19 protein-coding genes, 1 tRNA gene and 1 riboswitch are annotated in these 23822 nt (G+C 71.7%); of the genes, 9 read left to right on the top strand and 11 right to left on the bottom strand.

All coding sequences use genetic code 11. The features are described from left to right. Positions 1-84 precede the first annotated feature (84 nt). From ACIO3O_RS23520 to ACIO3O_RS23485, 8 genes are all read left to right on the top strand, one after another. Positions 85-1206: a transglycosylase family protein gene (locus ACIO3O_RS23520; protein WP_401748879.1), complete on the top strand. Its 1122-nt coding sequence runs from the start codon at positions 85-87 to the stop codon at positions 1204-1206. 304 nt (positions 1207-1510) lie between these two features. After that, a riboswitch (cyclic di-AMP (ydaO/yuaA leader) is annotated at positions 1511-1675 on the top strand. 3 nt (positions 1676-1678) lie between these two features. Continuing rightward, positions 1679-2365: a transglycosylase family protein gene (locus ACIO3O_RS23515; RefSeq protein ID WP_401748877.1), complete on the top strand. Its 687-nt coding sequence runs from the start codon at positions 1679-1681 to the stop codon at positions 2363-2365. 509 nt (positions 2366-2874) lie between these two features. Continuing rightward, entirely contained in the window at positions 2875-4161 is a 1287-nt protein-coding gene (eno, locus tag ACIO3O_RS23510) for a phosphopyruvate hydratase (protein ID WP_401748875.1), read from the top strand. A gap of 92 nt (positions 4162-4253) precedes the next feature. Further along, positions 4254-4739: a septum formation initiator family protein gene (locus tag ACIO3O_RS23505; protein WP_401748874.1), complete on the top strand. Its 486-nt coding sequence runs from the start codon at positions 4254-4256 to the stop codon at positions 4737-4739. 45 nt (positions 4740-4784) lie between these two features. Next, positions 4785-5321: a DUF501 domain-containing protein gene (locus tag ACIO3O_RS23500; RefSeq protein WP_401748872.1), complete on the top strand. Its 537-nt coding sequence runs from the start codon at positions 4785-4787 to the stop codon at positions 5319-5321. Beyond that, positions 5318-6238 (top strand): exopolyphosphatase, encoded by a 921-nt coding sequence (locus ACIO3O_RS23495; RefSeq protein ID WP_401748870.1) that lies wholly within the window; start codon positions 5318-5320, stop codon positions 6236-6238. Before ACIO3O_RS23500 ends, ACIO3O_RS23495 begins: the two co-directional genes overlap by 4 nt. Before the next feature lie 371 nt (positions 6239-6609). Then, positions 6610-8016 (top strand): NAD(P)/FAD-dependent oxidoreductase, encoded by a 1407-nt coding sequence (locus ACIO3O_RS23490; protein ID WP_401748869.1) that lies wholly within the window; start codon positions 6610-6612, stop codon positions 8014-8016. Positions 8017-8237: 221 nt separating this feature from the next. Next, positions 8238-9533 carry a class I SAM-dependent methyltransferase gene (locus tag ACIO3O_RS23485; protein ID WP_401748867.1) on the top strand — a complete coding sequence of 432 codons (1296 nt, stop codon included), beginning with the start codon at positions 8238-8240 and terminating at the stop codon, positions 9531-9533. A 113-nt stretch (positions 9534-9646) separates the two neighbouring features. On the opposite strand, the gene ACIO3O_RS23480 is transcribed toward ACIO3O_RS23485, so the two are convergent. Together ACIO3O_RS23480 and ACIO3O_RS23475 are read right to left on the bottom strand one after the other, a co-directional pair. Beyond that, positions 9647-12175 carry an ABC transporter permease gene (locus ACIO3O_RS23480; RefSeq protein WP_401748866.1) on the bottom strand — a complete coding sequence of 843 codons (2529 nt, stop codon included), beginning with the start codon at positions 12173-12175 and terminating at the stop codon, positions 9647-9649. A 90-nt stretch (positions 12176-12265) separates the two neighbouring features. Then, on the bottom strand, positions 12266-13042 hold the full coding sequence (locus ACIO3O_RS23475; protein WP_401748865.1) for an ABC transporter ATP-binding protein: 777 nt from the start codon (positions 13040-13042) through the stop codon (positions 12266-12268). Between the two features lie 397 nt (positions 13043-13439). Between ACIO3O_RS23475 and ACIO3O_RS23470 the strand changes: the two genes are divergently transcribed. Continuing rightward, positions 13440-13522 (top strand) — tRNA-Leu (locus ACIO3O_RS23470). A 79-nt stretch (positions 13523-13601) separates the two neighbouring features. Here the strand turns inward: ACIO3O_RS23470 and ACIO3O_RS23465 are convergent. The 9 genes from ACIO3O_RS23465 to ACIO3O_RS23425 form a co-directional block, all read right to left on the bottom strand. Further along, a complete protein-coding gene (locus ACIO3O_RS23465; RefSeq protein WP_401748863.1) occupies positions 13602-14930 on the bottom strand; it encodes a hypothetical protein in 1329 nt (442 codons plus the stop codon). 82 nt (positions 14931-15012) lie between these two features. After that, positions 15013-16344: an MFS transporter gene (locus ACIO3O_RS23460; protein ID WP_401748861.1), complete on the bottom strand. Its 1332-nt coding sequence runs from the start codon at positions 16342-16344 to the stop codon at positions 15013-15015. Then, positions 16341-17666 (bottom strand): ATP-grasp domain-containing protein, encoded by a 1326-nt coding sequence (locus ACIO3O_RS23455; protein ID WP_401748860.1) that lies wholly within the window; start codon positions 17664-17666, stop codon positions 16341-16343. The genes ACIO3O_RS23460 and ACIO3O_RS23455 overlap by 4 nt, the downstream gene beginning before the upstream one ends. Then, the gene (locus ACIO3O_RS23450; protein ID WP_401748858.1) at positions 17663-18922 is read right to left on the bottom strand and encodes an ATP-grasp domain-containing protein; all 1260 of its coding nucleotides are present in this window, start codon (positions 18920-18922) and stop codon (positions 17663-17665) included. The genes ACIO3O_RS23455 and ACIO3O_RS23450 overlap by 4 nt, the downstream gene beginning before the upstream one ends. Positions 18923-18943: 21 nt before the next feature. Next, positions 18944-19792: an aldo/keto reductase gene (locus ACIO3O_RS23445; RefSeq protein ID WP_401748856.1), complete on the bottom strand. Its 849-nt coding sequence runs from the start codon at positions 19790-19792 to the stop codon at positions 18944-18946. Next, positions 19785-20798 (bottom strand): quinone oxidoreductase family protein, encoded by a 1014-nt coding sequence (locus ACIO3O_RS23440; RefSeq protein WP_401748855.1) that lies wholly within the window; start codon positions 20796-20798, stop codon positions 19785-19787. Before ACIO3O_RS23440 ends, ACIO3O_RS23445 begins: the two co-directional genes overlap by 8 nt. Then, positions 20795-21763 (bottom strand): branched-chain amino acid transaminase, encoded by a 969-nt coding sequence (locus ACIO3O_RS23435; protein WP_401748853.1) that lies wholly within the window; start codon positions 21761-21763, stop codon positions 20795-20797. The genes ACIO3O_RS23440 and ACIO3O_RS23435 overlap by 4 nt, the downstream gene beginning before the upstream one ends. After that, complete coding sequence (locus ACIO3O_RS23430) at positions 21760-22422, bottom strand: HAD family hydrolase (RefSeq protein WP_401748851.1); 663 nt, start codon at positions 22420-22422, stop codon at positions 21760-21762. Before ACIO3O_RS23430 ends, ACIO3O_RS23435 begins: the two co-directional genes overlap by 4 nt. Next, the gene (locus ACIO3O_RS23425) at positions 22419-23759 is read right to left on the bottom strand and encodes a D-arabinono-1,4-lactone oxidase (protein ID WP_401748849.1); all 1341 of its coding nucleotides are present in this window, start codon (positions 23757-23759) and stop codon (positions 22419-22421) included. The genes ACIO3O_RS23430 and ACIO3O_RS23425 overlap by 4 nt, the downstream gene beginning before the upstream one ends. Between the last annotated feature and the right edge of the window lie 63 nt (positions 23760-23822).

The following is a 23822-nucleotide window of genomic DNA, read 5'->3' as shown; positions in this document are numbered from 1 at the left end:
GACGGGTGTTCGACTGCGGCTACGTTCACGGGCGACCCGGCTGCCCAGCCAGAAGCCGAGTCACCGTCAGCGAAAGGCAACCGCATGCGTTCCGGGAACGGTAAACACCGCCGCCCGCGTCAGGCCCCCGCAATCGTCGTCGCGGCCGGGGTCACCGGCTCCGCGCTCGCGATTCCGCTCCTCGGCGCCACCAGCGCCGGTGCGGTCGAGGCAGGCACCTGGGACCGCGTCGCCGAGTGCGAGAGCGGTGGTGCGTGGAGCGCCGACCTGGGCAACGGGTATTACGGCGGGCTCCAGTTCTCCCAGGAGAAGTGGAACCAGTACGGCGGCGGTTCCTACGCCCCGCGCGCCGACCTCGCCAGCCGCTCGCAGCAGATCGAGGTCGCCGAGAAGGTGTTCAAGGCCGAGGGTCCGCAGGCCTGGCCGAGCTGCGCCGTCATATCCGGGCTGGCACCCGGCGGCGGCGGTCACTCCGGTTCCGGTTCGGGCCAGGGAGGGGTGGACGCCGCCGATCCCGGCGTGGACGCGGGCATCGATTCCCGTACGCCCCCCACGCCCCCGGCGGACGCCGCCGAGCCCGACGCGAAGAAGGACACGAAGCGCGACGCCTCGGACGGCACCGAGCCCGCCCAGGGGACCCCGGGCGCCACCCCGGACCCGGGCGCGACCCCCGACGCCGGTACGCCCGCCACCGGCGCCACCGCCTCGGCCGACCCCACCGAGTCCACCCCCGGCTCCAGCGTCTCGCCCAGCACCGGCCCCGACGCCTCCACGAGCCCCACCGCCCCCGACGCCACCGGCACCCCGGACCCGGGCCTCCCCGGCTCCGGCAAGCACCGGGGCGAGCCCGCGCCGGAGAACTCCCTCCCCGTACCGGACAATTCCCCCGATAGGGATGCGATCGAGCGGGACGGCGGGCGGCACGCCTCGCGGGACGGCAGCGCGAAGACGGAGGGCGACGCCCCCGAGCCCGGCACGTACACCGTGCGGCCCGGCGACAACCTCTGGCACATCGCCGACGAGGCGAAGGTCCCCGGCGGCTGGAGCGCCCTCTACGAGGCCAACAAGAAGTCCCTCGGCGCCGACCCGGACCTCATCAAGCCCGGCCAGCACCTGGATCTGAGCGAAGGTCAGGAAGCCGGGCAGAAGCAGCAGGAGAAGCAGGGGAAGGACCCGTCGGAGGGGTCGGAGGACGGCGAAAAGTAGGGGCGGTTGAGGGGCTTGTGTCCGCTTTTGCGCAAGTGAGACATGAGTCTCTTCGCCCCAACTGGCGTGTCCCTCCGGGTGACTCCCGGTAGGCCCCCTCTGACCTGCGTAAACGCAAGTGAGCAGGGGGCAAGTAGGGGGTGGATGTCCCGGATGTGCCTCTTTGAACATCCGGGGCACCTGTGATTACGGTCGTCCTCGCTCGCCACCGGTGAGCACCGGAGCCCGCACGCCGAATCCTGCCGGCGGGCCACCGGAAGCAGTCGTCGCGAAAGCGCCGTAGGCAGGAGCGGGGGACCCAAGGTAAGTGCCGGGCCCGGACGTTGAGAGACGTCGTGGGAACGGCTTGGGGTGAAGCCGCCGAAACGGAAAGCCGCAGCAAGCGTCACGCGGGAATCCGGACCGGAGGCCGGGCGAACTCACAGCCCGAACCCGACAGCTCACCTCGAAGGCGTCGGTGAGGGGTATATCCATGTCGCTTTTCAGCAGCAAGGGCAAGCACCGCCGTCCGTCCAAGGCCACGCGTGCCGCCGCGATCGCGGGCGTCACGGGTGTCGCGGTCGCCGCCCCGCTGATGGGGGCCTCCTCGGCCTCCGCCGCCTCCGTCGACACCTGGGACGCCGTCGCCCAGTGCGAGTCCGGCGGCAACTGGTCCATCAACACGGGCAACGGCTACTACGGCGGCCTGCAGTTCACGAACTCCTCGTGGGCCGCCGCCGGTGGCACCCAGTACGCCTCGCGTGCCGACCTGGCCACCAAGGGCCAGCAGATAGCCACCGCCGAGAAGCTGCTCAAGATCCAGGGCCCCGGCGCCTGGGCCTGCGCGGGCGCCGGCAACCTGAGCAACGACGGTGTCGACCCGGGCGTCAGCACCGGCTCCTCCGCGAAGAAGTCCGCCCCGAAGGCGGAGAAGAAGCGCGAAGAGGCCCCGGCCGCCTCCCGCAGCGAGACCCGCTCGGTGCCGAAGGTAGAGTCGAAGGCCGGTGGCCCGATCAAGAAGGGTGACGGCGAGTACAAGGTGCAGGCGGGCGACACCCTGTCGAAGATCGCCGAGCGCGAGCACGTCAAGGGCGGCTGGCAGCACATCGCAGACCTCAATGAGGACGTCGTCTCCGACGCCGACCTCATTTTCCCGGGTCAGCAGCTCCACCTGAGCTGATCCAGCGGGGACCGACGGCCCACCCCCGTCCGTCCCCGCCCCGCGGGAACCCCGGCGCCCCACCCGCGCCCGGTTCCCGCACCGCGGACTCCCGGCGGCCCACCCCCGCCCGAGTCCGCACCGCGGAGGGGGCGGCTCACCCCCGCCCCCTCCGCACCCCCGACCCCGGCCGGGCGCGACTTCCCCCCGAACGCGTCCCGCCGGGGTCGACCCCTATCCGCAGGCCCCACCCGCAGGCCCTGTGCACAAGGGCTCACCCGTGCGCGTACGCACTCAGGCGTGCATACGGGCCGTACTCGTCGGTGAACAGATCCGTAACGCACGGTGACGTCACCAGGGTCCTTCGTCCTGTATTACAGGCATTCGGGCATCTTTTCGTCCCAGCGTGCGGTCGATCGGCTGGCCGATGCCCCGGAGCCGGTTAGGCTCTTGTCGCAAGGCCGAAAGCGACCCTGCGCCGTGTGCCCCTTCACGGGGCCCGCCACCTTCGCGTCACATCCCATAAGGAGATGCTCGTGCCGTCCATCGACGTCGTCGTAGCCCGGGAAATCCTGGACTCCCGAGGCAACCCCACGGTCGAGGTCGAGGTCGGCCTCGACGACGGCAGCACGGGTCGTGCTGCTGTTCCGTCCGGCGCCTCCACCGGTGCCTTCGAAGCCATCGAGCTTCGCGACGGTGACCCGAACCGCTACCTCGGCAAGGGTGTCGAGAAGGCCGTCCTCGCCGTCATCGAGCAGATCGGCCCGGAGCTCGTCGGCTACGACGCCACCGAGCAGCGCCTGATCGACCAGGCGATGTTCGACCTCGACGCCACCGAGAACAAGGGCTCGCTGGGCGCCAACGCCATCCTGGGTGTCTCCCTGGCCGTCGCGCACGCCGCCTCCGAGGCCTCGGACCTGCCGCTGTTCCGCTACCTCGGTGGCCCGAACGCGCACCTGCTGCCCGTCCCGATGATGAACATCCTCAACGGTGGGTCGCACGCCGACTCCAACGTCGACATCCAGGAGTTCATGATCGCGCCGATCGGCGCCGAGTCCTTCTCCGAGGCCCTGCGCTGGGGCGCCGAGGTCTACCACACCCTCAAGAAGGTGCTGAAGACCAAGGGCCTGTCCACCGGTCTCGGCGACGAGGGCGGCTTCGCCCCGAACCTGGAGTCCAACCGCGCCGCGCTCGACCTCATCGTCGAGGCCATCAAGCAGGCCGGTTACATCCCCGGCGAGCAGATCGCGCTCGCGCTCGACGTCGCCGCCTCCGAGTTCTACAAGGACGGCGTCTACGAGTTCGAGGGCAAGTCCCGCTCGGCCGCCGAGATGACCGAGTACTACGAGGAGCTCGTCTCCGCGTACCCGATGGTCTCCATCGAGGACCCGCTGTACGAGGACGACTGGGCGGGCTGGAAGGTCCTCACCGACAAGCTGGGCTCCAAGGTCCAGATCGTCGGCGACGACCTCTTCGTCACCAACCCGGAGCGCCTGGCCCGCGGCATCGACGAGGGCTCGGCCAACGCCCTGCTCGTCAAGGTCAACCAGATCGGCTCGCTCACCGAGACGCTGGACGCCGTCGAGCTCGCGCAGCGCAACGGCTTCAAGTGCATGATGAGCCACCGCTCCGGCGAGACCGAGGACGTCACCATCGCCGACCTCGCCGTCGCCGTGAACTGCGGCCAGATCAAGACCGGCGCCCCGGCCCGCTCGGACCGCGTCGCCAAGTACAACCAGCTGCTGCGCATCGAGGAGATCCTCGACGACGCCGCGGTGTACGCGGGCCGCTCCGCGTTCCCCCGCTTCAAGGGCTGAGACCCTCCTGAGGGTTTAAGCCTCCGTACGTCCCCGTACCCGGTCCCGTACCGTGTGCGGGGACGTCGGCGCGTAACGGGGAGGACTCAGGGATGGCCGCACGGAACAAGGGCGACCGGTTCTCCACCACGACCCGGCTGCGCCTGCTCGGCGAGCAGACCGCCGCCCGCGTCTACCGTTCCCAGACCCGCCGCCAGGCCCGCCGCTCCCGGCTCACGGGACGGGCGGCGCTGCTGGTGCTCGTGGTGTGCACGCTGGTGGTGGCCCTCGCGTACCCGATACGGAGCTACTTCTCGCAGGCGACCGAGATCGCCGACCAGGAACAGGCCAGGAACGAGGCCGAGCGGCGTGTGGAGCAGCTCCGCGACGCCAAGGCCCGCCTCCAGGACGACGCGTACATCGTCCGCCTCTCCCGCGAGCACCTGCACTATGTGTTGCCCGGCGAGACCGGTCTCACGATGTACGACCCGAAGGCGCCCGGCACCGCGCAGCGCCCCGAAGGGGACGAGGCCACCGGCAGCCCCTGGTACTCCAACGTCTGGGGCGGCGTCGACGCGGCCGACCGCAGCGAACCGTAGACCCCACCGAAGATCGTCACCAGAACAGACCGACAGAAGGCACGCATGGACACCCCGCCCCCGACCACGCCGCGCACCGAGCCCACCGAGAGGGACATCGAGGCGTTCAAGCTCCAGCTGGGCCGCCCGCCGCGCGGGCTGCGCGCGATCGCGCACCACTGCCCCTGCGGCAATCCGGACGTGGTCGAGACGGCCCCGCGCCTGGAGGACGGCACGCCGTTCCCCACGCTCTACTACATGACCTGCCCCCGGGCCACGGGCGCCATCGGCACCCTTGAGGGCTCCGGCCTCATGAAGGAGATGCAGGCGCGGCTGAGCACCGACCCGGAGCTGGCCGACCAGTACCGGGCCGCCCACGAGGACTACCTCGAGCGGCGCGACGCGATCGAGGAGCTGGTGGGCTTCCCCAGCGCCGGCGGGATGCCCGACCGGGTGAAGTGCCTGCACGTGCTGGTCGGCCACTCGCTGGTCGCGGGCCCCGGTGTGAACCCCTTCGGCGACGAGGCGCTGGCCCTGCTGCCCGAGTGGTGGGCCAAGGGCCCCTGCGTCACTCCGTGCGCCGACACGGAGGCCGCGAAGTGACCCGGGTCGCCGCCGTCGACTGCGGTACGAACTCCATCCGCCTGCTGGTCGCCGACGCGAACCCGGAGACCGGCGAGCTGGTCGACCTGGACCGCCGGATGACGATCGTCCGCCTCGGCCAGGGCGTGGACCGCACCGGCCGCCTCGCCCCCGAGGCGCTGGAGCGCACCTTCGCGGCCTGCCGCGAGTACGCGGAGGTCATCAAGGCGCACGGCGCGGAGAAGGTCCGCTTCGTGGCCACCTCCGCCTCCCGCGACGCCGAGAACCGGGACGATTTCGTCTCCGGGGTCCTGGAGATCCTGGGCGTCGAGCCCAAGGTGATCTCCGGGGACCAGGAGGCCGCGTTCTCCTTCACCGGCGCCACCAAGGAGCTCACCGGCTCCGGCGAGGACTACCTCGTGGTGGACATCGGCGGCGGCTCCACGGAGCTCGTGGTGGGCCGCGAGAGCGTGGCGGCGGCCCGCTCCGTCGACATCGGCTGCGTACGCCTGACCGAGCGCCACCAGCCGTCCGCCCCGGCCACCCCCGAGCAGGTCGCCGCGATCCGCGCGGACATCGCCGCCGCCCTCGACCTGGCCGCCGAGACCGTCCCGCTCACGGACCGGCCCCGCACGCTGGTCGGCCTCGCGGGCTCGGTGACGACGATCGCCGCGATCGCGCTGGGGCTGGCGGAGTACGACTGGCAGGCCATCCACCACGCCCGCATCCCGTACGAGAAGGTCCGGGAGATCACCGCGTCGCTGGTCGGTGCGACCCACGACGAGAAGGCCGCGATCCCCGCGATGCACCCCGGCCGGGTCGACGTCATCGTCTCCGGGGCGCTGATCCTGCTGGCCCTCATGGAGCGCGTCGGGGCCTCGGAAGTGGTCGTCTCGGAGCACGACATTTTGGACGGGATCGGCTGGTCGATCGCCTGATCCGTTCGTCCGGACGGGGTGGCACGACGCACCGCGAGACGAACTTCGTGAAGTTCTTCACAAGGAAAAGGGGCCCGATGGGCCCCTTTTTTGTGCCGAAGGGCCGGAGGGGTGGGTCCTCGGACCCGAGTGTGCGCATAACGGACTGTTCCGGGCGCGTTACGGGCGTAGGAAACAGATAAGTGGTTCAGCTGCCGAAAGGTGCCATCGGGCCAGTTGGGAAGGGGTTTCCAACGCCTCGGACGGGGGAGTGGTTCCCCGTACGGAGCATGACCTCGGTCACGCGGGCCGCGCAGTGTAGCAGAGGGTGTCGCAGACCTTGTGAAGGGGCTCACGAGGGGACCCCCCGCCCGGGGTGGATACTCGATTCCATGAGCACCACGGAGCGTCCCAGGATCCTCGTAGTAGGCGGTGGGTACGTAGGCCTGTACGCGGCACAGCGCATTCTCAAGAAGATGCGTTATGCGGAAGCGACCGTCACGGTCGTCGACCCGCGCTCGTACATGACCTACCAGCCCTTCCTGCCCGAAGCCGCCGCCGGCAACATCTCGCCGAGGCACGTCGTCGTACCGCTGCGACGCGTCCTGCCCCAGGCCGAGGTGCTTACTGGTCGGGTCACCACCATCGATCAGGACCGCAAGGTCGCCACGATCTCCCCGCTGGTCGGCGAGACGTACGAGCTGCCCTTCGACTACCTGGTCGTCGCGCTCGGCGCCGTCTCCCGCACCTTCCCGATCCCCGGCCTCGCCGAGCAGGGCATCGGCATGAAGGGCGTCGAGGAGGCCATCGGCCTGCGCAACCACGTCATCGAGCAGCTCGACAAGGCCGACTCGACCCACGACGAAGAGGTCCGCCGCCGCGCGCTCACCTTCGTCTTCGTCGGCGGTGGCTTCGCGGGAGCGGAGACCATCGGCGAGGTCGAGGACATGGCCCGCGACGCCGCCAAGCAGTACTCCAACGTCTCGCGCGACGACATGCGGTTCGTCCTCGTCGACGCCGCCGACAAGATCCTTCCCGAGGTGGGCCCGGAGCTGGGCCGCTGGGGCAAGGAGCACCTGGAGTCCCGCGGCATCGAGATCCACCTCTCGACCTCCATGGACTCCTGCGTCGACGGCCACGTCGTGCTGAAGAACGGCCTCGAGGTCGACTCCAACACCATCGTGTGGACCGCCGGTGTGAAGCCGAACCCGGTACTGGCCCGCTACGGCCTGCCGCTGGGCCCGCGCGGCCACGTCGACACCCAGGCCACCCTCCAGGTGCAGGGCAGCGACTACATCTGGGCCGCGGGCGACAACGCCCAGGTCCCGGACCTGGTCGGCCGCAAGAACGGCAACCCGAACGCCTGGTGCCCGCCGAACGCCCAGCACGCGCTGCGCCAGGCCAAGGTCCTCGCCGACAACGTCGTCTCCGGCATGCGGGGCTTCCCGCAGAAGGAGTACAGCCACGCCAACAAGGGCGCGGTCGCGGGTCTGGGCCTGCACAAGGGCGTCGCGATGATCGTCATGGGCAAGATGAAGATCAAGCTCAAGGGCCGTCTCGCCTGGTACGCCCACCGCGGCTACCACGGCATGGCGATGCCGACGTTCAACCGCAAGATCCGCGTGCTGGCCGACTGGACGCTGGGGATGTTCCTCAAGCGCGAGGTCGTCTCGCTCGGCGCCATGGAGACTCCCCGCGAGGAGTTCTACGAGGCCGCCAAGCCCGCACCGGCTCCGGTCGACGCGGTGAAGGTGCCGGCCGCCGCCGAGCCCAAGAAGGCCGAGGCCAAGGCTTCCTGACGCTGCGTCAGTAGCCGGGCTCCGTAGCTCTGGTCCGAAGGGGCCGTCCGCCATCCGTGGTGCGGGCGGCCCCTTCGGCTTTTCCGTGCGATGGTAGATGTAGGGGCCATGTATTTTGCCGGGTCATGACCCGAATCCGGGATGCGGCGGCCTCCCTCCGGTGTTATTCGAGTAGTACGTCGATGCCCGTACGTCACTTCGCATCACCGGAGGTGTGCACCATGGCCGATGCCGCGCTGCGGCTGACCAGACTTGCCGAGGAACTCCTCTCCGTCCCGCTCCCGGTCCGCATCCGGGCCTGGGACGGCAGCGAGGCGGGCCCGCCGGGCGCCCCCGTCCTCGCGATACGCGACCGCAAGGCCCTGCGCCGTCTGCTGTGGAAGCCCGGCGAGCTGGGCCTGGCCCGCGCCTGGGTGGCCGGGGAGATCGACGTGGACGGCGACCTGTACGAGGCGCTGGACCTGCTCGCCGAGCTGATCTGGGAGCGCGACGGCGACGTCAAGGACGCCGTCCACCCGGTACGGGACCCCAAGCTGCGTGCCGCCGCCCGCGAGCTGCTGAAGCTCGGCGGCCCGCTCCCGCCGCCGCCCGCGCCGCCCGAGGAGCTGCGCCGCCACACCGGACGGCTGCACACCAAGCGCCGCGACAAGGAATCCATCAGCCACCACTACGACGTCGGCAACGACTTCTACTCCCTGGTCCTCGGACCGTCCATGGTCTATTCCTGCGCCTATTTCCCCGACCCCGACGCCACCCTCGAAGACGCCCAGCGCGACAAGCTCGACCTCATCGCCCGCAAGCTCGACCTGAAGGAGGGACAGCGCCTCCTCGACGTCGGCTGCGGCTGGGGCTCCATGGCGATCCACGCCGCCCGCCACTACGGCGTCCACGTCACCGGCGTCACCATCTCCTCCGAACAGGCCGCCTACGCCCGCAAGCGGGTCGCCGAGGAGGGGCTTGCCGACCGGATCGAGATCCGGGTGCAGGACTACCGTGACGTCCACGACGGCCCGTACGACGCCATCTCCTCCATCGGCATGGCCGAGCACGTCGGAGCGGTGCAGTACGGGGAGTACGCGGCCGACCTGTACGCCCTGCTGAAGCCCGGCGGCAGGCTGCTCAACCACCAGATCGCGCGGCGCCCGCTGGCCCGCGAGGAGGCGTACCACGTGGACGCCTTCATCGACTCCTACGTCTTCCCCGACGGCGAGCTGGCGCCCGTCGGCCGCACGGTCGGCCTGCTGGAGGAGGCCGGGTTCGAGGTCCGCGACCTGGAGTCCCTCCGCGAGCACTACGCGCTGACCCTGCGGCACTGGGTGGCCCGCCTGGAGAAGAACTGGGAGGCCGCCCTCAAGATGGTCACCCCCGGCCGGGCGAGGGTCTGGCGGCTGTACATGGCCGCCTCCGCGCTCTCCTTCGAGCACAACAAGATCGGCGTGAACCAGGTCCTCGCCGTGAAGCCCGCCGTCGCGGGCGCGTCGGGGATGCCGCTGCGCGCGCGGGTGTGGGGTGCCTGACCTCCCGGCGAAGCGGGGCTGAACCGTCTGTCCCGTACGACAGGGGGCGGCCCCCATCACGTACGTACGTGATGGGGGCCGCCCCCTGTCCCTGTCCCTGCCGTCCCGCCGGGCTACTCGGCCTTGATCGCGGAGAGCATGTTCAGCCGTGCCGCGCTGCGGGCCGGCCACATGGCGGCCAGGACGCCGACCACACCGGCCAGCAGCAGGAAGATTCCGATGCGGTCCCAGGGCAGCTCCAGCGCGTAACCCGGGATCTTGTCCTTGACGGTCTCGCCGATCGCCCAGGCGATGAAGACGCCGAGCACCACGCCGACGACCGCGCCGAACAGCGAGATCACCACGGACTCCAGGCGGATCATGGTCTTGACCCGGCCCCGGTCCAGGCCGATCGCGCGCAGCATCCCGATCTCCTGCTGACGCTCGAAGACCGACATCGCGAGGGTGTTGACCACGCCGAGCACGGAGATCACCAGGGCCATCGCGAGCAAGCCGTACATGATGTTCAGGAGCGTGGTGATCATGCCGCCGACCTGGTTGCGCAGGTCGTTCTGATCCATCATCACGATGGCCGGGTTCTTGCCGGTGGCGTCCGCCAGGACCTGCTTGTTGGCCGCGGAGGCGCCGCCGTCCATCTTGACGTACACGTTGTAGAACATGGGCTGCTGGTAGTGCGGGGCCAGGGCCTTGGTGTCCATGACCGTCTCGGACAGGAACTCGTTGTCCTCGAAGACCGCGCCGACCTTCAGGGTGCCCTTCTTGCCGTCCTCGTACGTCACGGGGAGCTGCTTGCCGAGCGTGTAGCCGTACTTGTCGCGGTACGTCTTGTTGACGGCGATCTCGCCTTGGGCCAGGGAGTCCCGGGAGCCGTCCAGGACCTTGAAGGTGAGGACCGGGCCGAGGGCCTCGGGGTTCACGCCGTCGGTGACCAGGTTGCCGTCGGCGGTCTGCACGCTGCCGTACATGCGCGGCGTGGAGACGGTGACGCCGGGGGCCTTGGCGATGGCGTCGACCAGCGAACCGTCGAGCTGCGACTGGTTGGCCATCTGGACCGTGTAGTCGGCCTTGACCTGCTCGCTGGTGGAGCGGTCGATGGCCGAGCCCATGGTCACGCCGAGCACGGACAGGCCGGTGACCAGGGTCAGGCCGATCGCCAGGGCGGAGGCGGTGGCGCCGGTGCGGCGCGGGTTGCGGACCGAGTTCAGGCCGGCCAGCTTGCCGGAGACCTTGAAGACGCGGGTCAGCAGCGGCTGGACGAGACCGATGACCGGCCGCGACAGCAGCGGGATCAGCACGATCACGCCGAGCAGGGTGAGGAACGCGCCGCTCCCGATGATCAGCCGGGCGCCCTCGCCGGCCTGTGCCGCGCCGAGCACGATCAGCCCGGCGCCGATCGCCGTGACGATCGCGCCGATCGTGTTGCGTACGACGAGGGACTTGGTGTTCGGGGTGGCGTGCACGCTGTTCATCGCGGCGACCGGCGGGATCTTCGCGGCGCGGCGGCCCGGCAGCCAGGCGGCCAGCATCGTGATGAGCACGCCCACGGCGAGCGCGGCGATCAGCGGGGTCGGGCCGACGACCAGGTCACCGGCGGGCATCTGGGCGTCCATCGAGTCCAGCAGCGGCCCCATCGCGGCGGCCATGCCCAGGCCCAGCACAAAGCCGACGACCGAGGCGACCAGGCCGACGATCATGGCCTCGGCCAGCACGGACCGGGTGATCTGCTTGCGTGAGGCGCCGACCGCGCGCATCAGCGCGAGTTCCTTGGTGCGCTGGGCGACCAGCATCGTGAAGGTGTTGGAGATCAGGAAGACGCCGACGAACAGGGCGATGCCCGCGAAGCCGAGCAGCACCTGGGTGAGGCTGCTGGTGGCGTCCTGGACCATCCGGACCTGCTCGTCCTCCAGCGCGGCGGCCGACTGGGTGGAGGCGGTGTCGGGGACCAGCTTCTTGACGGCGGCGGCCAGGGCCGCGTTGTCGGTGCCGGGCTTCGCGCCGACGGTCAGGCTCTGGTAGTGGCCGGGCTCCAGGAACATCTTCTGGGCGGTCGCGTTGTCGAACAGCACCAGGCTGCCGCCCGCGTTGACCGCGCCGTCCTCGGTGGTGAAGACACCGGCGAGGGTGTACTCGGCGGCGGGCTTGTTGGTGGCGACGCGGACCGTGTCGCCGACCTTGTAGCCGCCCTTGTCGGCGGTCGCCCTGTCGAGGGCGATCTCGGTGGAGGCCGTCGGGCCGTGGCCGTCGGCGAAGGTGTAGCGGGGGTCCTTGCCGTCCTTGCCGGGGGCGAAGTTGCCGCCCACGTTGGACCAGCCCTGCGCGAGCAGCGTGCCGCTGCGGTCGGCCGCGCCGGCGAAGCCGCCGACCGAGGGGGTCACCGAGGTGACGCCGTCCAGTGCGGCGATCCGCTGGATCTGCTTCTCGGTGAGGCCCTTGGCGTCGGGGTCGTTGGCGTACGTACGGGCCTCGACGCCGACGGCGACGCCGCTGAGGCTCTTGGTGGCCTGGCTCTTGTAGGCGCTGGAGAGGGTGTCGCTGTAGATCAGGGTGCCGGAGACGAAGGCGACGCCGAGCATGACGGCGAGCACGGTCATCAGCAGCCTGGCCTTGTGCGCGAGCACATTGCGCAGGGCGGTGCGGAACATGGGGTACGTCCTGGTGGGGTGAGGTGGTGCGGACGGGACGGAGCGCGACCGGCGCTCAGTACGGCCCGGGGGCGGGCCGGAGCGCGGGGGTCAGCTCGTACGGCCCTTGGTGTCGAAGTCCTTCATGCGGTCCAGGACGCCGTCCGCGGTCGGGTGCAGCATCTCGTCCACGATCCGGCCGTCGGCCAGGAAGATCACACGGTCCGCGTAGGAGGCGGCCGCCGGGTCGTGGGTGACCATGACGACGGTCTGGCCCAGTTCCCGTACCGAATTGCGCAGGAAGCCCAGCACCTCCGCGCCGGAGCGCGAGTCCAGGTTTCCGGTCGGCTCGTCGCCGAACATGATCTCCGGGCGGCTGGCCAGGGCGCGGGCCACGGCCACGCGCTGCTGCTGGCCGCCGGACAGCTCGGAGGGGCGGTGCTTGAGGCGGCCGGAGAGGCCGACCATCTCGATGACCTTGTCCAGCCACGCCTGGTCGGGCTTGCGGCCCGCGATGTCCATGGGGAGCGTGATGTTCTCCAGGGCGTTCAGCGTCGGCAGCAGGTTGAACGCCTGGAAGATGAAGCCGATCTTGTCCCGGCGCAGCTGGGTGAGCTGCTTGTCCTTGAGCGTGCCGAGCTCCGTCTCGCCGATCCGCACCGAACCCGAGGAGAAGGAGTCGAGGCCCGCCACGCAGTGCATCAGCGTGGACTTGCCCGAACCCGACGGGCCCATGATCGCGGTGAACTCGCCCTGCCGGAAGTCGACGGAGACCCGGTCCAGCGCGACGACCTGCGTCTCGCCGTGCCCGTAGACCTTGGACAGCTCGGTGGCGCGGGCGGCGACCGCGGTGGTCTGGTGCGCGGTGGGGTACGGGTACGTGGTCACGGCGGGGCTCCTGTCGGGACGCTCGGGGGGACGCTTCCCATCCTCACGGCGCTTTTACGTTCCCGAGTCAGCCCGCACGGCGGTCCTGGGGGCAGCCTGCGGTCTGACCCGTGCCCGCGCCCGTCCTCCCCAGGTATGACGTCGACCCCGAGAGCCCGGGAGGCGGGCGCGAGCCGTAGTCAGCCGTGCACAAGACGTCGAGTTTCCGTCAATCCCGTGCACGCTCCGACACCGGACGACACGGCTCCGTACCCGCTCCGGCATGTGCCGATGGTCTGTCCCGAGGGTCTGACGCCCCATCAAGCGCCCATAAAATAAGACAGCATTGGGGCGATGTACCGCTGTTCGGGGGATGCCTGCGGATAGGCTCTGAGCCATTGTCGCGGCCCGCGCGCCTGCCCGGATGGTGGAATGCAGACACGGCGAGCTTAAACCTCGCTGCCCCTCGGGGGCGTACCGGTTCGAGTCCGGTTCCGGGCACATCACCACCCCGCTTCCGGGCACTTCACCACCCCGCTTCCGGGAACTTCACCACCCGGACCGGCCCGGACTTCCCCCGTCAGTCCGAGGGGACGAGGAAGGGGCCCGTGGTGCGGCAGGCCGGGTTGGCGCCCATGCCCACCACCGCCGAGTCCCCGTGCGGCAGCGCGCGGATGTGGGAGCCCGCGTAGCCCTCGGGGGTCAGGAACACGTCCCACGCGGCCGCCCAGTCCTCGCTGCGGCCCGATTGCGGATCGATGACCGGCTCGCGGCGCGGGACGACCCGCTCCTGGACGACGAAGCCCTGCCCGGCGCGCTCCTTCAGCACGTCCTGCCAGTCGCCGTCGGACAGCTCCCAGCCGACGTGGATGCCGTGGCCGGCGAAGTCCGCCCGGGGTTTGACGATCAGCCGCTCGCGGTGCTCGCGGCAGTGCTCGACCAGGTCCGCCTCCAGGGTGCGGGTCCACGGCAGCACCCGGTCGATCAACGCGTTCTCGTCGGCGGTGAAGGACCCCTGGTGGCGGGCCTCGGACAGCATGGCCAGGCAGCCCTTGTTGGCGTACAGCGAGCTCTGGAAGGTGGTGAAGAGCAGCACCCGGCCCTCCTCGTGCGCGCGCAGGATCGGCTCGATGGCCTCGGCCGCGCCGGGGGCGCGTGCCACCTGGGCGGCGGAGAAGTAGCGCAGCACCACGTCGACGGGGGTGCCGTCGAGCAGGATCCGCCCGTCCTTCTCGCCGATCTGCGCGATCTCCCCGACCAGCAGGTCGATGCCCAGGCCCCGTATCATCTCCTGGAAGGAGCGCACCAGATGCAGGTACGGGGCGAGGCCCCCGTCGCCCTCCACGAGCGCGACGACCGGGGGCGCCCCGCCGGTGACGTGGGCGGCGGCCGTGCGCAGGGCGGTCGCGATGCGCTCGCCGGTGTGCACGTAACTCAGCCGGTGCTCCTCGGCGAAGTCGCGGAAGGCCGGGACGTCGAGCAGGGCGCGCTGGATCTCGGCCCGGTCGGCCCCGCCGAGTTCGCTGCCGACGTTGAACTCCAGCAGCTTGAAGGAGGTGCCGTCGTGGTACAGGTCGGCGCGGCCGTAGGCGGTGGGCGTCTCGGCGGCGAACCGGCGCATGAGGTCGGCCTGCGGTTGGGGGATGCCCAGGCTGTCGCAGTACGCCTGCACGTCGCCGCCGAAGAGCCGGTCCGGGACGGAGGTGAGCAGGTCGAACAGCGACCGGACGTCGGCCGCGAAGTCACGCATGTGCGACTCGTCGACGAAGAACGGCCGGGGCATCAGCCGGTGGCCGCAGGACGCGTGGAACAACGGCGGCAGCTCGATGCGGGACATCGCGTGCAGCAGGGCGTCGTTCCCGCCCAGGCACTGCTGGTTGTACGCCTCGGTGGCGTGTTCGCTCGACATGGAGCTCCTCCTGTACGGGGATGCCTCTGCGGGGTGGGTTCTGCGAGGTGGGCTCTGTGGGCCGGGTTCTGCGGGCCTGGTTCTACGCGGTGGGCCGGGTGGTGGCGGGGGGTTCGCTCGGTTCGGAGGGCAGTTCGCGCATCGTGCGCAGGGCGGAGAAGAAGACCGGCAGCCAGGCGACGGAGAGCACCACGGCGCCCGTCCACAGGGCCGCGCGCACCGAGACGTACTCGCCGATGAGCGCGGCGATGCCCGCCCCGACGGCCAGCGCGCCGGTGAACAGGAAGCGGATGGTGGCGTTCATCCGGCCCATCAGGGCCACCGGGGTGACCCGCTGCCGGAAACTGACCATCAGGACGTTGTCGACGCCCACCCGGACCGTGACCAGCAGCCAGCAACCGGCCGCCGCCCACAGCCACGGGCCCCGCTGCATCAGCCAGGGCACCGCCAGCGCGAAGGGCAGCGTGGACAGGCCCAGCACCCAGGGCGCCCGGCCCGCGCCGATGCGCTCACCCACCCGGCGGGCGGTGAACGCGCCCAGGAAGACGCCGACCCCGCCCACGGACAGGAAGAGGCCGATCGTCCACACCGGGAGCCCCAGCTCCTCCCGGAAGAGCACCGGGATCATGGTGGTGATGGTGAAGACGGCCAGGTTCGTGCAGGACCCGGCCAGCGCGACCGGACGCAGCACCGGGTGGCGGAACACGAAGCGCACACCCTCCCCGATCTCGGCGGCCAGGGTCCGGCGGGCCGCCCGCGCGGGCTTGTCCTGCCGGGTGCGGATGCGCAGCAGGAAGAACGCGGACCACAGGTAGCCGAACGCGTTGGCCAGCACCGACAGCGGTGCGGTCAGCGCGCTCACCAGGAAGCCGCCGCCGCCCCGGCCGCCCACCTGGAGCGCCGCGTCCCAGCCGCCCAGGCGGGCGTTGGCCTGCACCAGGAGGTCCCGGCCGACGAGCAGCGGCAGACAGCTCTGCGCCGCCACGTCGAAGAAGACGGTGGCGCACCCGGACAGCAGCACCACCGCGTACAGCTGCGCGATGGTGAGGACGTCCAGCCAGGCGGCCAGCGGCACCGACGCCAGCAGCAGGGCCCGCACCACGTCGGTGACGACCATGACGTGCCGGTAGCGCATCCGGTCGACCCACGCCCCGGCCGGAAGCCCGATCAGCAGGAAGGCGACGGTGGACAGCACGCCCAGCAGGCCGACCTGCCCCGGTGACGCGTCGAGGGCCTCGATGGCCACCAGGGGCAGGGCGATGTACCCGACGTGGGTGCCGGCCTTGCTGACCACGGCCGCCGTGAACAGCCGCCGGAAGTCGCGGTTGCCCGCAAGAGTGCCGCCCGCGGGGCGGCCGGTCTCCGCCGCCGCCCCCGGGGCGGCCTCGCTCTTGGGGGATTCCCGCCCCGTCATGCGGTGACCGGCGGTGTGTCGCCCTGCGGGGAGGTGCGGAAGCGGAGTGCGGCGTCGACGTCGGCGCACCGGCGGGCGGCGTCCGCGCTGTTGGCGCCGGTGGTGATGACGTACCCCATCGCGCGGTCCCAGCCCGCCCGGATGGCGGGCACCGTGTCGCCCACGTTCATCTGGAGCATGACGCCGGTCTCGGCGCCGGAGAGTTCCACCAGCCCCGGCACGCCGGGCAGGGCGGCGCCGACCGGGGCGCGCCGTATCTCGACGCCGGAGGCGGTCAGTTCCTCGATGCCGTCGAAGCCGGTGATCACGCCCGGCTGCGGGGCGAAGAACCGGATGTGCCCGGCCCGCGTCGCCTCCGGGGCCTCCTTCGGCAGCTCCTCGATGCCCAGCGGCACCGAGAGGAACATCCGGGAGAAGTCCATGCCGTGGGCGCGGCGCAGCAGCGAGGGGGTGCCGCCGCCGCCCATCCGGCTGTGCGACTCCAGCATGCGCGGGCCCTCGGCGGTGAGGATGAACTCGGTGTGGGTGGGGCCCTCCAGCAGACCGACCTCGTCGAGCAGCGCCACGGTCTGCGCGTGCAGTTCCTGCCGCCACTCGGCGCCGTACGCACCGGGTATGGAGTGCTCCATCTCCACCAGGTGCTCGTCCAGTACGGACGTCATCAGGGCGACCGGCAGATGGCGGCCCTCGCTGGAGAACGACTCCACGCTGATGACCGGACCGTCGAGGAACTCCTCGGCGATCGCCCGGCGGTACCCGGCGGCGTCGAGTGCCCGCCAGGCCGCCGCGGCCTGCTCCTCGGTGTCGATGATGTGCACGTCGGCGCTGGCCGTGCCGTCCACCGGCTTGACGACGATCCGCCCGCCGACGTCGGCGCGGAACGCCTGGAGGGAGTCCGCACCGTCCACGACCCGGTGGCGGACCGGGCCGACCCCGGCCCGCCGGAGCGCCTCGCGGGTGAGGGCCTTGTCGTACAGGGCGCGCACGGCGGCCACGCTGTTGCCGGGCAGGCCGAGTTCCTCGACCACGACGGCGGTGGGGACGGCCCCGGCCTCGCTGGTGGTGAGGACCCGCTCGAAGGGGCGCTCCTCGTGCAGCGGGCGCAGGACGTCCAGCAGCGACTGCGCGTCGGACAGGTCGGCGTGGACGATCTTCTCGCAGTAGTCGTGCAGCATCTCCTCGTACATGCCGGGGACGTGCACCAGCACCACGTCCAGACCCAGGTCCAGGGCGGACATCACCGAGTGGGAGTGCCCGCCGACGACGGCGACCCTGCGGCGGGCGCCGTCGGCCGGGCGGGAGGGCTGGCCGGTGGTGGTCATTCGGTCTCCAGACGCAGGGTGGCGGTCATCTCGCGGAAGGCGGGGTCCAGGTCGTCCATGCCGTCGACGGTGAAGATCAGGTGGCCGTGGCCCTGGAAGGTCTGCGGCGGCACCAGCAGTTCGTCGCCCGGCTCCTTGTAGATCTGCACCTCGTCGACGCGGGGATCGGCGCTCACCGCGTCGAGGCCGGTGGCGCGGGTGAACTTGCCCGCCCGCTCGGGGAAGATGTTCCAGAAGCCGACCGGGGTGGCCCGCCCGGCGGGCTCGATGCGCGGGGCGCGCCCGCGGGCCAGGTCCAGGACCGCTTCGACCATGTCGACGCCGGTGGACAGCAGGACGGAGCGGTAGATGGGGCCGCCGCCCATCCGGGCCGCCGCCTCCAGCACCACCGGTTCGCTCTCGCCGCGCAGCCGGAACTCCACATGGGTGGCGCCGGTGGTGATGCCCAGCGCCCGGTGCACGGCGACGGTGGCCTCCTCGACGGCCCGCACCGTCGCGGCGGGCAGCCGGGTCGGCGTGCAGGCGTACACCTCCTCGAAGGTGGGGCCGGTGGGCAGCGGCTTGTCGTGGATGGCGAGGCTGCGGGTGGTGCCGTCGTGGACGAGGGACTCCACGCATATCTCGGCGCCGCCGACGAACTCCTCCAGCAGCAGCCCGCCCGCGTACTCCTGGTGGGCGGCGGTGTGCAGCGGGTCGTAGGTGAACCTGTCCCAGGCGCCGGTGCGGAAGAACTCGAAGTGCTCGGTGAGCTCCGCCTCGTTCTCGACGCTGCGCACGAACATGCTGCCGGTGCCCAGCACCGGCTTCATGACCAGCGGGAACCCGGTGTCGCGGGCCACCGCCAGGGCCTCGTCGAGGGTGTGGGCGATGCCGTAGCGCGGCTGCGGGACGTCGTGGGCGGCGAACGCCTCGCGCATCACCCACTTGTCGCGGGCCAGCCGCGCGGTCTGCTCGCTGATGGAGACCAGCCCGAACTCGGCGGCCACCCGGGCCGCCGAGGGGACTGGTGCTTCGGCGAAGGTGACCACCGCCGAGAACGGCTCGTCCTCCTGCGCCGCGAGGTCCCGCACCGCGGCGAGTGTCTCCTCGATGCTGCTGGTGTCGGCGAGGACGACCCGGTCGACGTAGTCCGCCTCCCACTCGGGGTCCTTCATCACCAGCAGCAGCCGCTCACCGTGCTCGCGGGCGTAGGCGCGGGCGCGTTCCAGATGGCGGCGTCGGCTGAGGTTCTTCTTGTGGAGTACGAGGATGCTCATGGCGGTGGTCTTGCCTTCCGGTCAGGCCAGCTGGGACAGGCGGGCGAACTGGTCGTCGGTGAGGGACAGGTCGGCGGCGCGCAGGTTCTCCTCCAGGTGCGCGACCGAGGAGGTGCCCGGGATCGGGATCACCACCGGGGAGCGGTGCAGCAGCCAGGCGAGGGCCACCTGCGCGGGCGTGGCGTCCAGCTCACGGGCCACCCCCGCCACCGGGCTGCCGGGGCGGGCGTGCTCGCCGCGGGCGATGGGCAGCCACGGGATGAAGGCGATGTTCTGCTGCGTGCAGTGGTCCAGCACCGCCTCGTGGGAGCGGTCGGTCAGGTTGAACAGGTTCTGCACGCTGACCACCGGGAAGAAGCGCTGGGCCTGCTCGATCTGCTCGACGGTGACCTCCGAGAGACCCAGGTGGCGGACCTTGCCCTCCTGCTGGAGCCGGGCCAGCGCCTCGAACTGCTCCTCGGCCGGAACCTGCGGGTCGATCCGGTGCAGCTGGAAGAGGTCGATGCGCTCCACCTTGAGCCTGCGCAGGCTCAACTCGCACTGCTGGCGCAGGTATTCGGGGCGCCCGAGCGGCTTCCACTCGCTGGGCGAGGGGCGGCTCTGGCCCGCCTTGGTGGCGATCACCAGGCCCTCCTGGTACGGGTGGAGGGCCTCGGCGAGCTGCTCCTCGTTGGTGCCGGGACCGTAGGCGTCGGCGGTGTCGATGAAGTCGACGCCGAGCTCGACCGCCCGCTGGGCGACCTTGAGGGCGCCCGCCGGGTCCTCGGGCAGACCCCAGTTGCCCTCGCCGGTCAGGCGCATCGCGCCGAAGCCGAGGCGGTGGACGGTGAGGTCGCCGCCGAGGGCGAAGGTGGCGGGTACGTCAGTCATGGTGGTTCTCCATTCGTGCGGCTGTGCCGGTGGTGAGCAGCAGTTTGCCGACGGACGCCCGGGACTCCAGGGCGCGATGGGCCTCTTCGGCCTCCTCCAGCGGAAAGCTGCCGCCCGTGTGGACGTCGATCCGGCCGTCGACGACAAGAGCGAAGACGTCGGCGGCCCGGAGGGCCAGTTCAGCAGGCGTCGCGATGTGATGGTCAAGATTCGGCCGGGTGACGAACACCGATCCCGCCGTGTTGAGCCGTTGCAGGTCCACCGGCGGCACCGCGCCACCGGCCTGCCCGAAGACGGCGAGGGTGCCCCGGGGCCGCAGGGAGGCCACGCTCCCCTCGAAGGTGGGCCCGCCCACCCCGTCGTACACCGCGTCCACGCCCCGGCCGTCCGTCAACTCCCGTACCCGGGCGGCGATGTCGTCGATGCCGTGGCGCAGGACGTGCTCGGCGCCCGCCGCCCGGGCGGCCTTCTCCTTCTCGGCGCAGGACACGGTGCCGATCACCCGGCCGCCGCGCAGCCGGGCCAGCCGGGTGAGGAACTGCCCCGTCCCGCCGGCCGCCGCGTGCACGAGCACGGTGGAGCCCGGGCCCACCGGGTACGTGTCGTGCACCAGGTAGTGCGCGGTCATCCCCTGGAGCAGCGCCGAGGCGGCCTGCGCGAGGGGCAGCGCGTCGGGTACGGACACGGCGCGCGCGGCGGGGATCACCGCCAACTCCGCATACCCGCCGGGCTGGTTGGCCCAGGCGACCCGGTCGCCGATCCGGTGCCGCGGCTGCGCGCCGTCCGGCGCGGGCCCCACGGCGGTGACCACCCCGGCGGCCTCGATGCCGGGGACGAACGGCAGCGGGCCCGGGTAGATCCCCGAACGCCGGTACACGTCAAGGAAGTTGACGCCCGCCGCAGCCACTGCCACCAGGATCTCCCCGGGGCCCGGAAGCGGATCGGCAAGCTCCTCGACGCGCAGCACCTCGGGGCCGCCGTACTCCGTCACCCGTACCGCCCTCACGGCAGCTTCACCTCCGTCAGCCAGTGCGCGTACCGCTCGTCCAGGCCGCGCACCACCCGGCCGTACGCCTGCGAGAGCCGTCGGGTCAGCGGGCCGGGGGTCCCGTCGCCGACGGTGAGACCGTCGATGGTGGTGACCGGGAGGATCTCCCAGGCCGTCCCCATGAAGAAGATCTCGTCGGCGAGGTGCAGTTCGCTGCGGTCGACCTCCCGCTCCTCGACCGGCAGGTCCAGGTCGCGCAGGAGCGTCAGCGCGGTGTCGCGGGTGACGCCCGGCAGGACGCCGCTGCTCAGCGAGGGGGTGGTGACCACGCCGTCGCGCACCAGGGCGATGCAGGCTCCGGCGCCCTCGCTGACCTTGTGCCGCTCGTTGAGCATGACCGGCCAGTCGTGGCCGTTCTCCCGCGCCTCCATCATGGCCAGCCGGCCGTTGTGGTAGTTCGAGAACGCCTTGGCGCGCGGCGGCATGGACGCCTCGCCGACCCGCAGCCAGGAGCTGACGGCCGCCCGGCAGCCGCGCCCCGTCTCCAGGGCACTGCTGAACGGCCAGGAGTCCACCAGGACTTCGCAGACCGTCCCGGCCGGGACCATCTGCTCCCGGATGACACCGCCGGGGAACGCCCAGGGGCGCAGATAGGCGTCCTGTCGGTAGTCGTTCGCGGTGAGCAACTCCACGACGGCCGCCCGCAGTTGGTCCGTGGTGTAGGGCAGGGTGAGGCGGCACAGCCGGGCCGAGTCCAGCAGGCGGCGCAGGTGCTCCTCCAGCCGGAAGACCAGGAGCCGTTCGCCGTCGGCGGCGAGATAGGCCTTGACGCCTTCGAAGACGGCGGCCACCGAGGCGTGGCCGACCGCGTTGACGTGCACCGTCGCCCGGTCCCAGGGGACGAGTTCGCCGGACCGCCAGATCCACGCGGGATCGGCGGCGTCCGGGCTGGCGAGGGCTTCCAGAGCGGCTGCGGTGGTCATGCGGCGCGGGTCCCCAGTTCGTAGTGGGTCAAGGAGGGCAGTACGGCGTCGGCGTGCGCGAGGTCGGCCGCGCTGCCCACGCCGTTGGGCACCGCGACGCAGTACACGCCCGCGGCCCGGGCGGCCCGGACCCCGGTCGCCGAGTCCTCGAAGGCCACCACCGCCCCCGACGGCGGTCCTTCGAGGCCGCGCAGGGCGCTCTCGTACAGGTCGGGGTGCGGCTTGTGACGTTCGGTCAGGTCGCCGGTGACCAGGAACGCGAAGAGATGGCGCACCTCCAGGCGGTCCAGGTGGGGGGCCACCCAGGCGTACGGGGAGCTGGAGACCACGGCGGCCGGCACGCCGTCCGCGCGGGCCGACTCCAGCAGGGCGCGCACACCGGGCCGCAGCGGCTCGGCGTCGCACAGCTCCCGTTTGCGCCGCCTGCGCCGGGCCACCAGGGCGGTGGTGTCCGCACCGTCCAGGAGCTGCGCGAGACGGTTCGCGGCGAGCGCCTCCCCGTCGGCGCGGCCCACCATCGCGGACCACAGCGTGTCGGGGAAGGACAGCCCGTGCTCGGCGTACAGCTCCTGCCAGGAGCGGTGTGCGGCGCTCTCCGTGTCGCAGATCAGCCCGTCGAAGTCGAAGAACAGGGCCTGCGGCGGCCGGGGGCCGCTCACCGGGCCGCCGCCCCCGCGTGCGCGCCCGCCCGCGCGGTCACCGGGCCGAGCAGCCGGTCGGTGTAGGCGTTGGAGAAGACGCCCTCGGGGTCCAGCAGCGCCCGTATCCGCTGGAAGTCCTTCCAGCCCGGATAACGCGGTGCCAGCACGTCGGCGGTCGCCGTGTGCGCCTTGCCCCAGTGCGGGCGCGCCTCGAAGTCCCGCAGCACGTGCTCGGCGGCGCGCAGGATCTCGATCTGCCCGGCGGTGCGCGGCACGGTGAGGTTCAGGTAGCCGGTGTCGCGCCCGTGGGCGGGGCTGAGCGGCAGGTCGTCGCCCGCCCCGACCCGTACCAGCACGGAGTACGGGGAGTACCGGCCCATGCCGCGCAGCACCGGCCGCAGGGCCCGCAGCGCGTCCGCCGTCCGCGCCAGCGGCAGCGCGTGCTCCATGGCCAGGAAGCGCACCGGCTGCGGGAAGGTGAAGGCCCGGTGGCCGGAGTCGACGTACGGGGAGTCGGGCCACAGCCCGCCGAGCCGGGCGGTCAGCCACGGCACGGCCGCCGCCCCCGCCAGGCGGGCCGCCTGACCGGTCACCCCGCACCGCACCTCGTCCAGGGTGGCGGCGTACCGGCGCAGCGGGGCGCGGGGGGTCACCGGCTCCTCGGTGCGGTCCACGGCGCGCAGCGACGCCCGGTCCGTCCAGGGCAGCCAGTTGAGGCTGGGGTGCTCGCTCTCGCCCGCCCACTGGGTGAAGCGTTCCAGTACGGAGTCCAGCGGCTCGGCGCCCAGCTCCACCCGGAGCCGGAAGCGGGGCACGCAGCGCAGGGTGACCTCCGTCAGCACGCCCAGCACGCCCAGCGACGTACGGACGCTGCCCCACAGGTCGGCCGCGTCGCCGGGGCCGACCTCCCGGACCTCGCCGTCGGCGGTGACCAGCCGGACCCGGGCGACCTGCCCGGACAGCGGCGCGTGGCCGAGCCCGGTGCCGTGGTTGCCGGTGGCCAGGGCGCCCGCCACGGTCTGGTCGGCGAGGGTGCCGATGTTCTCCAGCGCCAGCCCCTTGCGGTCCAGCGCCGCGCAGAGCGGGCCGATCCGGGTGCCCGCGCGGACGGTGACCTCACCGGCCGCGCGGTCCAGGGCGACGATTCCGGTGTACGCGGTGAGGTCGAGCAGGACGCCGGGCGTGGTCGCCAGACGGTTGAACGAATGGCCGGTACCGGCCGCCCGGACGGTCAGCCCGTCGCGGGCGGCGGCCCCGACGGCGCGGACGATCTCGTCCTCACCGGTGGGGCGGACCAGCTGCGCGGGGGCGCAGCCGACCGTGCCGGACCAGGTGCGCCAAGTGGATTGCGGCACCGTTGTTCCTCTCTTCTCACCGAGTCGTCTCACCGAGTCGTCCCACCGTGGTGTCCCACCGCG

It is taken from the genome of Streptomyces sp. NPDC087440 (genome assembly GCF_044744005.1).
Lineage (GTDB): Bacteria > Actinomycetota > Actinomycetes > Streptomycetales > Streptomycetaceae > Streptomyces.
This window is presented reverse-complemented; position numbering and strand designations above follow the sequence as displayed.